The 13683-nt window shown below is 44.1% G+C and carries 10 protein-coding genes and 1 pseudogene; 1 reads left to right on the top strand and 10 read right to left on the bottom strand.

What is annotated here, in order from left to right:
- Positions 1-126 precede the first annotated feature (126 nt).
- A pseudogene (locus ACHBIE_RS06445) lies at positions 127-1434 on the top strand (transposase).
- A 72-nt stretch (positions 1435-1506) separates the two neighbouring features.
- On the opposite strand, the gene ACHBIE_RS06440 reads toward ACHBIE_RS06445, so the two are convergent.
- From ACHBIE_RS06440 to pbp2b, 10 genes are all read right to left on the bottom strand, one after another.
- Positions 1507-3108: an ATP-binding cassette domain-containing protein gene (locus tag ACHBIE_RS06440; RefSeq protein WP_394732987.1), complete on the bottom strand. Its 1602-nt coding sequence runs from the start codon at positions 3106-3108 to the stop codon at positions 1507-1509.
- 256 nt (positions 3109-3364) lie between these two features.
- Positions 3365-4909 carry a peptide chain release factor 3 gene (locus tag ACHBIE_RS06435; RefSeq protein WP_105107860.1) on the bottom strand — a complete coding sequence of 515 codons (1545 nt, stop codon included), beginning with the start codon at positions 4907-4909 and terminating at the stop codon, positions 3365-3367.
- Between the two features lie 145 nt (positions 4910-5054).
- A complete protein-coding gene (locus ACHBIE_RS06430) occupies positions 5055-5744 on the bottom strand; it encodes a TIGR02206 family membrane protein (protein WP_238140724.1) in 690 nt (229 codons plus the stop codon).
- A gap of 84 nt (positions 5745-5828) precedes the next feature.
- Entirely contained in the window at positions 5829-7190 is a 1362-nt protein-coding gene (gene murF, locus ACHBIE_RS06425; RefSeq protein ID WP_394732986.1) for a UDP-N-acetylmuramoyl-tripeptide--D-alanyl-D-alanine ligase, read from the bottom strand.
- A 218-nt stretch (positions 7191-7408) separates the two neighbouring features.
- Complete coding sequence (locus ACHBIE_RS06420; RefSeq protein WP_394732985.1) at positions 7409-8077, bottom strand: ABC transporter ATP-binding protein; 669 nt, start codon at positions 8075-8077, stop codon at positions 7409-7411.
- Between the two features lie 9 nt (positions 8078-8086).
- Positions 8087-9160, bottom strand: a complete 1074-nt coding sequence (locus tag ACHBIE_RS06415; RefSeq protein WP_394732984.1) for an ABC transporter permease — start codon at positions 9158-9160, stop codon at positions 8087-8089.
- 2 nt (positions 9161-9162) lie between these two features.
- A complete protein-coding gene (locus ACHBIE_RS06410; protein ID WP_394732982.1) occupies positions 9163-9543 on the bottom strand; it encodes an OsmC family protein in 381 nt (126 codons plus the stop codon).
- Between the two features lie 92 nt (positions 9544-9635).
- On the bottom strand, positions 9636-10682 hold the full coding sequence (locus tag ACHBIE_RS06405) for a D-alanine--D-alanine ligase (RefSeq protein WP_394732980.1): 1047 nt from the start codon (positions 10680-10682) through the stop codon (positions 9636-9638).
- Between the two features lie 246 nt (positions 10683-10928).
- Complete coding sequence (gene recR, locus ACHBIE_RS06400) at positions 10929-11525, bottom strand: recombination mediator RecR (protein WP_394732979.1); 597 nt, start codon at positions 11523-11525, stop codon at positions 10929-10931.
- Positions 11526-11533: 8 nt separating this feature from the next.
- Positions 11534-13621, bottom strand: coding sequence for a penicillin-binding protein PBP2B (gene pbp2b / locus ACHBIE_RS06395; protein ID WP_394732977.1), 2088 nt, complete (start codon positions 13619-13621; stop codon positions 11534-11536).
- Positions 13622-13683: the final 62 nt, after the last annotated feature.

The raw sequence follows: 13683 nt of genomic DNA, 5'->3' as shown, positions 1-13683 counted from the left end.
AAAGGCTCTATAATTTCTGTAGTGGGTAAATCCACTGTAGAGATTATGTAGCCTTTTTGAGTGTATACAAAAAATCCCATATGACCTATAATGAAAAGCAACCACACTCACATTAGAAAGACTCATATGGAACTACTTCATCATACCACAGAACTAATTGGAATCAAAGACAAAAACATCAAAATTCTCTTCGTTTTAAAACATCAGACCCATCTGGAAATTCGGGCAAGGCTGGATTATGACAGCCCTAGCTATCCTCATTGCCAAGGGGAGTGTATCAAGTACGATTTTCAAAAGTCGTCAAAAATCCCTATTTTAGATTGTCAGGGGTTTCCAACCTTCCTCCTGCTTAAAAAACGCCGGTTTCAATGCAAATCTTGCCAAAAAGTGACCGTATCTGAGACACCTCTGATCAAGAAAAACTATCAGATTTCCCAACCTATTTGGGAGAAAGTCACACAACTTCATACAGAAAATATGACCAATATAGCCATCGCTAGGAGACTACATATCTCCGTGTCAGTCATCCAGAGGAAACTGGCTCAATTTCAATTTGAGAATGATTTTATGAAATTACCAAAAGTCTTAAGCTGGGATGAATTTAGTCGGAACAAGGGAAAACTCGCCTTTATTGCTCAGGATTTTGAGACGAGATCGATTGTGACCATTCTTGACAACAACCGCCAAACCACCATCAAGAACTATTTCTACAAGTATCCTAGGGCGGTCAGAGAAACTGTCAAGGTCGTGACCATGCTATGTTTAGCGTCTACTACAAATTGGCTAGCCCCTTCGCTTTCCTATCTCTAGGCTCAGGCTGAAACAGTCTATTCCCAGACTGTTTCACTCCCAAAAGCTAAAATTGTCCTTGATAGATTTCACATTATCCAACACCTGAGCCGTGCTATGATGACGACTAGAATTGATATTATGAAGACTTTCGATACGCGTTCCCTACCTTATCGATCCATGAAAAATCACTGGCGTATTCTCCAAAAAGATAGCCGTAAACTGTCTCTGAATAGCTTCTATTCCCGAACTTTTGGGCAAACAGTAACACCGAAAGAGGTTGTCCAGAAGACATTGAATTTCTCTGTGGAACTGAAATTCTATTACGAACTCTACCAGGTCCTTCTCTTCCATTTCCAAGAGAAGAACTTGAAACATTTCTTCGATCTTCTAGAGGACAATCTGAATCTTGTCAATCCAACCTTTAGGACTGTTTTTAAGACATTTCTAAAGTATAAAACGTACATCACGAACACCATGGTGCTTCCATATTCCAACGCTAAACTGGAAGCGACCAATAAACTCATCAAAGACATCAAGAGGCAAGTATTCGGATTTAGGAACTTTACGAACTTTAAAAACAAGATATATATTTCTTTGAATATACAAAAAGAGAGAACGAATTTCGTCCTCTCTAGGTGTTAGCTTTTCACCTACCCACTACAGTTGACAAAGAGCCTAAAAAAAGCAAAAACCCCAGAAGAGTTTTTGCTGCTGTCAAACTGATAGATGGACCTGCTCATCAAAGAGGGCTAAAAAAATTTCCTCCTGAGAGTGTGTCACAACAATCACCAGTTTGTCCTTTATTTTCTCGAGACTATCTGCAATCAATTGTTCGCTTTGAGAATCTAAGCCTGTTGTAGGTTCATCAAATAAAAAGACCTCTGCATCACGGTAAAGGGCACGCGCCAAATCAAACCGTCTCTCTTCCCCACCTGATAATTGCTGAGAAGAGGTCAAGAGAGTAGCAAATCCATCTCCCTGCCGATAGAACCAGTCCTCTAAACCAACTTGCCGCAAGCAACCCATTGCTTTATTCTCATCTAAAGGCGCAAACAAGGTCAAATTATCCCCGATGCTAGCTGTAAATAGATTGGTTTTCTGCGGTAGGTAATAGACTTTCCGAAAGAGGGCAAGCTGGTCCAGTTCTGCCAGATTCCTCTGGTTGACCAGGACTCTTCCAGCCTCTGGTTTCTGAATCCCCAGCAAGAGGCGGAGCAAGGTCGTCTTCCCACTCCCACTCTTGCCCAAGATAGCATATTTTTTATTGGCTTGAAAAAGATAAGAAAAATTCTCCACAATCAGATGGTCCTGATAGCGACAGTCAATCCCTTCCAGACCAAGGCTCGTAATGGATTCCTTCAAAACTGGCTTGGCAGCTTGACCTTCTTCCTTCCTATTTAAGAGACCTGTCAACTCCTCCACAACCGTCCGACTAGACAGATAATCCGTCAGCAAGCCTGACATGGTTTGGATAGGCCCAGCCACCGTCCCCATCAGGGTTGTCATAGCAATCAAATCTGAAATGTTCAGCAGACCTTGGAAAACAAATATCCCTCCAATAATCCATGAACCTGAATAGACTATGCTGCTCAAACTGTAGGAAACCGCATAGGTCTGGGATTGTTTTTTGGCAAAACGGTTAGCACGCCTGGTGTATTCCTGATTGGATGCCGCCAGCTTGTCTTTAAAAACTGGCGTGATGGTGCTGATGCGGATAAAAGAGAGAGCTTCTACAAACTCACTAAACAAGGCGAGATAAGCATTCTTCTCCTCTTGACTGTCCTTTGTCGCACGAGCTAAAATCCCCTTATTAATCATCGGAGCCAAAAATGGAATAAAGCAGAGCGCCAACATAATCATAGCCATGGTTCCTTGAAGATAAAGAGCCCCTATCAAGGAAAAACTAAAGACTAATATGCTTGTCACCATGGATAGAAGCGGCGTTAGATAGGTAGTTTCTAAGATGTTCAGATGATGAACCAAGACATGGACCTTATCTGCCTGACTGTCTTTTGCTGCCTCTCCTAAGTCCTCACTCGCATAGACCATCATTAATTGATTGCGCGTCTCTTCCATAATCTGATTGATTGCCTTAAACTTGAGATAGCGCGGCAGGTAATCAAAATAACCGTCACATAAAAAGAATACCACTGCAATCACCGAACTAGTCACAAATGCCTTTTGGTCACCAGATAAGGCCGCTTCCGAAACACGCGCATAAATAAAACCCGTTGCCGCTAAAATCAGAGCATAGACCACCGACACAGCAATATAAGCAACTACTGCCAACTTGCATTTTCTAAGGTAGTAAATCAAAGTTCAGACCTCCAATCCATTTCCATTTATATAACTATAGTATATTATAATAATACTTTTGTTGCAATGATAACAAAATTAAAAAAAGCCAGGACTTGCCTGACTTCTTATAGGATTGATTGGATTAGCTGAAGATTGAACTGAAGTTCATCGAAGCGACTTAACGAAGTTTTAACTTGATTTTCAAAGCTGAACAGCTGTAAACTGACTTCCGTCAGTTCCCATCTCCCGATAGCAAATATCTCCCAGATATTTGCTACATCTTCTCTTCCAACTCCACATCCGGATACTTGTCCGCGAACCAGCGGAGGGCGAAGTCATTTTCAAAGAGGAAGACGGGTTGGTCAAAGCGGTCTTTGGCTAGGATGTTGCGGCTTGAGGACATGCGTTCATCCAGGTCTTCTGGCTTGATCCAGCGGACAGTCTTTTTACCCATTGGGGTCATGACTACCTCGGCATTGTACTCGCCTTCCATGCGGTGTTTGAAAACTTCAAACTGGAGCTGCCCAACGGCACCCAGCATATACTCGCCAGTCTGGTAGTTCTTGTAGAGCTGGATAGCCCCTTCCTGTACCAGTTGCTCGATTCCCTTGTGGAAGGATTTTTGTTTCATGACGTTTTTAGCAGAAACTTTCATAAAAATTTCAGGGGTAAAGGTTGGTAGCGGTTCGAACTCAAACTTGTTCTTGCCTACGGTCAAGGTATCCCCTACCTGATAGGTCCCTGTATCGTAAACCCCGATAATGTCACCCGCTACTGCATTTTCCACATTCTCACGGGATTCTGCCATGAACTGGGTCACGTTGGACAACTTGGCTCCCTTACCTGTACGAGGCAGGTTGACCGCCATGCCGCGTTCAAATTCGCCCGAAACCACACGGACAAAGGCGATACGGTCGCGGTGACGAGGGTCCATGTTGGCTTGGATTTTGAAAACAAAGCCTGAAAAGTCTTTGTTGAGTGGATCAATGACATCACCAGTTGTCGTCTTGTGTCCATGTGGCTCTGGAGCAAATTCCAAGAAGGTGTCAAGGAAGGTCTGCACACCAAAGTTGGTCAGGGCTGAACCGAAGAAAACAGGTGTCAAATCGCCGTCCAAAATCGCCTGCTCTGAAAATTCATTCCCAGCTTCCGCCAAAAGTTCAATATCATCCAGAACTTGAGCATAAAAGGGGTTAGAGCCAAAAAGCTTGTCGCCTTCATCCAAGCTTGCAAAACGCTCATCACTACGGTAGAGTTCCAAGCGTTTGTTATGGAGGTCATAAAGTCCCTCAAAGGATTTCCCCATACCGATTGGCCAGTTCATCGGGTAGCTAGCAATGCCCAAGACTTCTTCCAACTCCTGCAACAAATCAAGCGGCTCACGACCATCACGGTCCAACTTGTTGATAAAAGTAAAAACAGGAATATTGCGGTGCTTAACAACCTCAAAGAGTTTTTTGGTTTGGGCCTCGATACCTTTGGCAGAGTCCACCACCATGACAGCCGCATCCACCGCCATCAAGGTCCGATAGGTATCCTCAGAGAAGTCCTCGTGTCCTGGCGTATCCAAAATGTTAACACGCTTGCCCGCATAGTCAAACTGCATAACAGACGATGTAACAGAGATACCACGCTGTTTCTCGATATCCATCCAGTCAGACTTGGCAAAGTTACCAGTCTTTTTCCCCTTGACCGTACCTGCTTCACGAATTTCGCCCCCAAAATAGAGCAACTGCTCAGTAATGGTAGTCTTACCCGCGTCCGGGTGAGAGATGATCGCAAAGGTGCGGCGTTTCTTGATTTCTTCTTGTAGTGACATGATTGTTATTCCTTTTTTCTTTGGTCCATAGCAGAGCTGACTTCTTCTTTTGCCCACCAAATCAAAAGAGTACAAAAAAAGAGAGCCACTACTGCAACTCTCTCATTATACCGAAATTCAAGGGAATTTTCAAACTATCTGAAAATCAATGTCTAACCCAGTTCCAATCCGTTTTTTTTAGAAGATTCTGAACCAAACTATTAACTAGCAGAACAGCAAATACAAAGAGCCCGGTCTCCAATAAGAAGTTGAAGGCAACATTTTCACTGTTAATCAAGGGCGTTTTTGATAAAAATCCATAATTGCCCTTCAAAAAGAGATTGGCTAGCAACATCAAACTATGGGTCAACAGTGTCACCCGAATCACAAAGGTCCTGTCCAAATCATCCTCCTTCTGCTCAGACAGCAGATAGATAAGGCTGTTAACCGCCAAAGCGTAATGGCCGATAATAAAGCTCAAAATGGTGACGTGAGGGAAAGCAAAGGGGTCAAAAACTGGATAGACAAAGGCCACAAGAGAGCCAAAGAGTCCCAGGCAGGCAAAATACCGCTTGAGCGGACCAGGCTTGGCAAAAAGCATAAAGAGCATAGACAATCGACAATGATAGAGGGGGAGACTCTCGGACAAGGTCCAGTCTACGGCCATGTACCAGGAATAAAGGGCAATGACCTGAAGGCATTGCAAGCCCCAAAAGAATCGTCTGATCTTAGGCGAACGATGATAAACAACTGCTAAGTAAAGCAGGCCAACATAGATGAGCAAGAGCGACAGATAGGTCAAAATATCCAGCTGGGGAGCTTGACTGCGATGACTGGTAAAAAACACTTCAAACACTGGAGCCTCCTTGACAAGTATTTTAATTAGTATATCAAATATCGACAGAAGTAACAAGAGCTAATTGAATAAATAAGTCTTTCTTTACTTTTCTAATTCCTCAACCAGCTTGGCCAAATTCATAGAATTAGAGCCCTTGAGAAGGATTTGGTCGTTTGGACCTAAAACTGACTGAACCTGTTTAACCAAGTCATCAAACTGATCCTGCTCTGCATTTTTCCTAAAGAAATAGACTTTTCCAATCGGGAACATCTGACTAGCCAACTGGGCCAGACCTTCAATATCCTGACCGTAGAAAATGACGGTGTCTAGCACATCAGGCGACAGGCTCAAAATCATCTGATTGTGGAGATCAACGGACTGGCTACCCAGTTCTTTCATATCTGCTAAAACTGCGATTTTCTTGCCGCCTTCATTTGCTGGAATGCTAGAGAAGGTTTCCAAAATTAATCGCATGGCCGTTGGATTGGCATTATAGACATCGCTGAGAATGTCTGCTCCGTTTGTTGCCTTCTTCCATTCGGTACGATTGCGGGTCAAGTTCAGACTGGCAAGGGCTGACTTGATTGCCTCATCAGGCACACCCAAGGTCTTGCCCACATAGCTCGCTACCATAGCGTTGGTTGCGTTATACTTGCCCGTTACTGGTAGGAAAATGTCACCGTCCATAAAATTGACGGTGAAGGTCAAGCTATCCTTTGACTCGACTAGACTGGTCACCTGCAAATCAGCCTGCTCGCCGAAGCAAACGAGGTCTACATGGCTCGGCAAGAGCTTATCCGCAATCGGATCTGCAGGGATCAAGAGTTTACTTCCTGGCTCCATTCCATCTGCAATCTGCAATTTTCCTTTAGCAATCTCTTCTCGTGAGCCGAAAAATTCCAAATGGGCTTCACCAAAAAGGGTAATGACAGACAGGCTTGGCTTGGCAATTTCAGATAGGAGATGAATGTCACCCAAGTGGTCTTGACCCATTTCCAAGACCAATTTTTCCGTATCATCGGGCATGTGAAGAACTGTGTAAGGCAGACCAATTTCGTTGTTGTAGTTGCCTTGGGTCTTATAGGTTTTATAGGTGGTGGCAAGGATGTCGTGGATCATGTCTTTGGTCGTGGTTTTTCCATTTGAACCAGTGACCGCAATGAGGTCAACACCTGTTTTTTCTAAATAGTAGGCAGCTAATTTTTGTAGCGCAGCCAGACAGTCGTCCACTAGGATATGGGGGACATCAAGAATGACCTCAGACAGGGTAGCCGCGCAGCCATTTTCAAAAGCCACAGGAATAAAGTCGTGACCGTCACGCGCACCCTTGAGCGGAACAAAGAGGTCGCCCGCTTCAATCTTGCGGCTGTCAAATTCGACCTGGCGGAGCGGTGTGTCGGGGTAGTTCGTTACATCATTTTTTGCGCCCACAACTTGAGCGACTTCGTGTAAAGTTAATTTCATTTGATTTCTCCATGTATCGTCATTTAGTTTATCTTTTATTACTTCGACGAATGAGGAAACTTTTTTTCCTTATTTCCAACCTCAAACAAGGTCATTGTTTGAGGTTATCTTGCCGTACTCTAGTACAGCCTACGACTCGTTGCCTAGTACTAAAAGCAAACTAAAAGACTATAAAAAGAGCCGATGGGCTCTTTCCATTATATCACTTTTGCTTTTATTTAGCGAACCTGGGTAAGAACGCCGTCCTTCATCTCGTAGACATTATCGCATTTTTCAATCATACGCTGGTCATGGGTCACCATGATGATAGACTTTTTCCGCTCCTTGCTCTCTTTGGCCAAAAGATTCACCACTTCAAAGGCCCGATCACTATCTAGGCTGGCTGTCGGTTCATCTGCCAAAATCAGGGCTGGATCATTATAGAGAGCCCGTGCGATGGCAACCCGCTGGCGCTCACCGCCAGACAAATCCTTGGGAAACTTGTTTTTGAGATGGTCCACACCCAATTCAGATAGGAGTTCGTTTCGCTTGCTCGGTTCAGCTTTCTTATTGACCTTATCGACCAAGGTTAATTGTTTTTCGACTGTTAAAAAAGGAATGAGATTGGAGGCCTGGAGGACAAAACCGATGTCACGGTAGCGGAGCTTGGCCCGTTTTTTCTCTGGCAAATCAGAATAATCTTCTTGGTTAATGAGAACACGGCCAGCTGTCGGTGTTTGTAGACCACCTGCCAGGGTTAGAAAGGTAGATTTTCCCGAACCAGACGGCCCGATAATAGCCACAAATTTCCCCTCCTCAATAGAGAAATTGGTCGGCTTGAGGGCAGTGATAGTCTGACTTCCGTCCTGGAAGGTTTTACTTATATTTTCAAAAATCAATGTTTTCATATCAACCTCCTAGGATAGATTTTTCAACGGGTCGACCTTGAAGATCGAGCGAATAGAGAAACTTGCCCCCAGTAAAGCAAAGACAATCAGAGCAGCCCCAATAGTCAGATAGAAGGTCCAATTGTTTTCAAATGGCACAGCGCTTGGCAAACCTAAGGAAGACAAGTAGGTTCCAGCCAGACCAATGACTGTCCCAAAACCTGCCAGCAGGAAGGTTTGAGCTAACACAGATCTTGAAATATAGGCATTTGACAGACCTTGGATTTTCATAAGCCCGAAAATCGGAGACTTTTGGGTTGTCAACACAAAGATGAAAATACCAATGACAATGGCTGAAATCACAATCAAAAAGCCAATCATAAAGCCGAAGGTCATATTTTGCGCCTTATAGCCTGGCAAATTCTCAATAAAATCAGCGGTGGCAACATTTTCCAAATCTGCTGGAAACTTATCTGCTGAACCTCGAACAATGATCGCACTGGCCAGCTTACTAGAGACCTGCTGATCGTCACCCTGCATGAGATCACCAAAGGCTTCCAAGTCCATATAGACCACCGGAGCTACACCGAAGTAAGCCTTGTCCGTATAGCCAACAATGGTCACTTTTTCATCCGTACCAGATAGATAAATCTCATCTCCTAGACCAAATCCCTCAACCTGAGCTAGATTTTGCTCGACAACAATCTCTCCAGCTTTTTCATAGAGACGGCCTTGGACAATATTGGGCTCTAAGAAACTATCAGCCTCAACCGCAAAGATATTGACTTTTTCTTTGTCATCCGAACTGGCATCTTCCTTAACATAGGCGACACCAGCCTGTTGGCGGATGAGAGCCTTCTGGTCTGCCTCCACTTGGTCAATCAACTGAGCATCAATTTTTGAGGCTGTTATCAGACGATTGGCTTCCGAGGATACCAAGACAGAATCTGCCTGCCACTTGTCCACCGCAGTACGGTTTTCCTGCATGAGACCATAGGCCAAGCCTGTCAGGAAAAAGACCAGATAAGAAATCAAGATTAAGAGCCCTAAAATCAGGCCGTAGCGCAGCTTGTTTTGCCGCATTTCTTCAATCGCTAAAAACACTTTTATTCCACACTTTCTAAGACCACAAAGCTTGTGTTGATGGTCAAGTCCTCTCTCAAAAGAACCTTGACATTGCACTTCTTGTCCACGTAGGATAGGATAGCCGCCTGCTTTTCACTTGAGACCGCCTCAGCAATGGCGATAGTCAAGTCAAAACGGTCATTTTCTAACTGACTTTCCACCTGGACAGGCATGGTTTTATTATTTTCTTGGCTGGCATAATAGCCTTGTACACACATGGTCACGCAGGCCGCCAGGGCAATATTGACCAGACTGACAGGTGTCTCGCCTTTCTCAGTCACCCCAAAGCTTGTAATAGGATTTCCGTATCCAGCCGACGTCGCTTGAAAAAGAGCATCCCCCTTGACTTTCGTTTGATACATAACTTTCCTCCAAACATATACATATCATTGTAGACCATTCTGAAAGCCATTGCAAGAAAAAAGATTGGAGCATTCCAACCTTTCTCACTGCATTAAATCAAATGGCTTTCTCGTTTGTCAAACATTTCCTTGGCTAGGCTAACCAGCTCTTCAATCAAGTCTGGATAAACCAAGCCCATATTGTCCCAAAGCAGGGGATACATGGACCACTGGGTAAATCCTGGCATGGTATTGAGCTCATTGAGGAAAATGTCGCCTTCTTCTGTCAAGAAGAAATCACAACGGGACAGTCCGCAACCACCGATGGCACGGAAGGCCTTGGCGGCATTGTCACGCATGACATCCATGATAGCTTCGTCAATCTTAGCTGGGATGTCCATGGTAATCTTGTTATCAATGTACTTGGCATCGTAGTCGTAAAAAGCAACGTCCTTGACCACTTCACCAGGCAGGGTCGTTTTCACGTCAGCATTTCCCAAAAGCCCAACCTCAATCTCACGAGCAGTTACCCCTTGCTCAATGAGAATACGGCTGTCATATTTGATTGCAAGCGCAATAGCAGAGCGGAGTTCAGCCTCGTTCTCAGCCTTGCTGATGCCGACTGAAGAGCCCATGTTGGCTGGCTTGATAAAGACCGGGAAATGCAGTTTTGTCAGGGTTTCAGCGATGGCCTCCTCCAAATCCTCACCTTCAAAGTAGGTCGTGTAGGCTACCTGGGCAATCCCTGCTGACTCCAGCACGCGCTTTGTCGTAATCTTGTCCATGGCAACGCTTGACGCCAAGATATTGGTCCCCACATAAGGCATTTTCAGAACTTCTAGGAATCCTTGAATAGAACCGTCTTCACCCATAGGGCCGTGAAGAACTGGGAAGACAACCGCATTTTCTTCATAAATGTCGCTTGGACGGATTTTTTGTTCTGCTACAATCGTGTCATTGGTCATCAATTTTTCATCCGCTGACGGCCTTGATGAAAATTCCTGAGTTTTGATAAAGTCACCTGCCTGTGTGATAAAGTAGGTCTTAACGAAAAACTTATCATAATTGATGGCCCGCATTACACTCTCAGCAGACAAAACAGACACTTCACGCTCAGCTGAACGACCACCGTAAAGCAAAACTAGCATTTCTTTTGACATAGATATTCCTTTTCTAAAACTTGATAATTCTCTACTTATTATAACATATATAAGTTGAGAAGATAATGATTCAAGGTTCCACAAGACTTTCCGTTAACCAACTTAACAATTTTTCCAGATGACAGTCTGCGACGGTTTAAGAAGAAAAACGATTTATTTTTCTTCTTAAACCTACTAGTGCAAATTTTAGGTAGACCGCCGTAAAGCGGCTACCGTTGATTGACTAGAAACTTGAGTTTCAGTCAATCATAGCTCTGTCCTATTCTCAATAGCCCGTAGTAGGGTCACTTCATCCGCATATTCGATGTCACTGCCGACTGCTAGTCCACGCGCTAAACGGGTGACTTTGATACCCGCTGGTTTGAGAACGCGCGAGATATACATGGACGTCGCCTCGCCATCGGCCGTTGCATTGGTCGCAACGATGACTTCATTCACTTCACTATCCATGAGCCGAGTAATCAGTGTTTTTAAGTTGATATCATCTGGTCCGACACCATTCATAGGAGAAATCAGACCGTGCAAAACATGATAAAGTCCGTGGTATTCCTGAATATTTTCCAAGGCTGTCACATCTCGACTGTCTTCTACAATTAAAATGGTCGACTGGTCACGACTGGTATCTTGACAAATGCCACAAGGATCCTGGTCGGTCAGATTGCCACAAATGGTGCAGTAGGCCAAGTCCCGCTTAGCAGCCAGCAGATTCTTGGCAAATTCATTGACCACGTCATCCTCCATACCAATAGTATAGAAAGCCAGGCGAGTGGCCGTCTTGATGCCGATCCCGGGCAATTTTGAATAACTGTCAATTAACTTAGCAATGGGGGTTGGGTATAACATAGAACTCCTTAATTCATTGGGTAAAGTGAATGGTATAGATTAATAATTTCTGTCACAATAGTCATGCTAGCTGTGGAATTAAAATCTGTCAGATTTGGTAGAACAACTGCTACAGCAATTTTAGGATTAGCACTTGGGGCATAAGCTACGATATTGGTATTTACAGCACTTATAACCTGACCATTTCTATCCGTCGTAAATGTCTCTGCAGTACCTGTTTTGGCACTGATAGACACAGCAGCACCATTACTGATTTGACGCCCGGTATTAAAGCTACCACTTCCATTTGCTACCTGATAAAATCCCTGTTGTAGAATAGCCAAATCCTGTGCTGAGATAGCAACTTTATTGAGTTCCTGACTTGTCTTTTTCTCAATCAAATCACCTAATCCCCCATCTGAACTGTTCCCATAAATCCCCTCCACCAAGTGAGGAGCTACTCTAGTTCCATTATTGGCGATTGTCGCTACATATTGAGCCATCTGCATCGGTGTATAGTTATCAAACTGTCCAAATGCATTCGTAATAAAGTTTGCGGTGGAATATTCTTCTGGTAAGAAACCTGTTGATTCAAGCGGTAAGTCAATTCCTGTTGGAGCACCTAATCCATATTCCGCAAAAGTAGAACGAAGTTTTGTCATGGCATTTGTCAATGCATCTCCATCGTTCAAAAACATATTTGGCGAATAGGTTTGACCTAATAACCCCAAAGCAATTTTTACCATGTAAGCGTTTGAAGAATATTCCAGAGCCTCTGTCGCATCAATATTACTACCATAGGCCCCATACCAAGATGTAATTGGTGCTGAACCTGCAAAATAGATTGGTTCGTCTAACTGCACTTGATTGCCACTGATAACTCCATTTTCCCAACCAGATGAAATAGTTGCACCCTTGACAATAGAACCTGGAGTAAAGACGCTTGTGATAGTTCCAAGAGCATCCTCGGTAATACTACTTGTCCCCTTTTCATGTTTATAACCCGACATGGCCAGCACTGCACCAGTAGTCGGTTCTAAAGCTACAGCATATACACCATCTGAATAGAGTGCGCTTCCGGTTGATAACTCACTTTCAAAGTATTTCTTCAATATGGCATTGACACCATCTTGGAAAGCCAAATCAATGGTCAACTGGATATTATTTCCTTTTTGACCTTCTTGGATTGTATCGATAGACTCGACATTTCCATTTCGATTGAGCTTGACTTCCTTGAGCTCTCGTTGTCCTTGTAAGACGCCTTCGTACTGCTTTTCAAGGTAGGCAGTTCCCACACGGTCGTTCAGATAATAGCCCTTGGCCAGATAATCTTCAGCATCTTCTGCAGGGAGACCAACCTGCTCCGTCGTCACCGTTCCAATAATCGAGGAAAGCGAGGTATCTTTGACAAGACGGTCCCAATTGGTCACTGTTGTAACCCCGGGCATGTCCTGCTCATGAGAAGCAATCAAGGCAATCTGTTCTGCATTGAGGGGCTGGGTTGCTAGGCGGACGGTCTCAAAAAAGCCAGCCTTGTTCATTTGGGTAAAGAGGTAGACAACCTTCTCTTCAGCCTCCGTCAATTGTAAATCTTTGGGGTCCAAGCTTTCTACGGCATTGGCATAAATTGTTCCTTCGCTCAGGAGGTTTCCATCGATACCGAACCGCTTCTCTCTTGGGAGCTCTGCGACAACCTTTTCATAGATATCTGTATCCGCCAAGAGGTAATCTGCCTTGTCCCGCTCCGACACACGAATATCCTCAGGTAAGGACACCCAGGCTACCAATTTTTCCGCAATATCCCGAATTCCTTTGGCAGTGATTTTATTTGACCGAGTAAAGGACACCACCTGGCTTAACTTATTTTCAACAAGCGGAAGACCTTTGGCATCATAAATCTGACCGCGGACCGAGCTTCTTGACACCACTTTTTGACTGGCAGTCTCTAATTTTTGGACATAAAAATCTTTATTGATTAGCTGCATATCCACTAAACGAGCAATCAGGACTGAAAACAGGAAGACGACAATGGCAAACAGCATGTTCAACCGCCTTGGGATAATCCTATCCTCTCGCCCCACTCGCGAAGGCAATTTATTCGACACATCGGACCTCATTCTAGAAAGTTTCTACTTATTATACCACAGGCGAAAAATATTTTTGAAACCCAACTGTCGAT

This window comes from Streptococcus sp. A23, assembly GCF_043674155.1.
Taxonomy (GTDB): domain Bacteria; phylum Bacillota; class Bacilli; order Lactobacillales; family Streptococcaceae; genus Streptococcus; species Streptococcus suis_V.
This window is presented reverse-complemented; position numbering and strand designations above follow the sequence as displayed.

Coding starts and splice junctions, on each gene's coding strand:
- pbp2b (WP_394732977.1), bottom strand. CDS start 13,621: ATGAGGTCCGATGTGTCGAATAAATTGCCTTCGCGAGTGGGGCGAGAG.
- ACHBIE_RS06435 (WP_105107860.1), bottom strand. CDS start 4,909: ATGTCACTACAAGAAGAAATCAAGAAACGCCGCACCTTTGCGATCATC.
- murF (WP_394732986.1), bottom strand. CDS start 7,190: ATGAAATTAACTTTACACGAAGTCGCTCAAGTTGTGGGCGCAAAAAAT.
- ACHBIE_RS06410 (WP_394732982.1), bottom strand. CDS start 9,543: ATGTATCAAACGAAAGTCAAGGGGGATGCTCTTTTTCAAGCGACGTCG.
- ACHBIE_RS06420 (WP_394732985.1), bottom strand. CDS start 8,077: ATGAAAACATTGATTTTTGAAAATATAAGTAAAACCTTCCAGGACGGA.
- recR (WP_394732979.1), bottom strand. CDS start 11,525: ATGTTATACCCAACCCCCATTGCTAAGTTAATTGACAGTTATTCAAAA.
- ACHBIE_RS06405 (WP_394732980.1), bottom strand. CDS start 10,682: ATGTCAAAAGAAATGCTAGTTTTGCTTTACGGTGGTCGTTCAGCTGAG.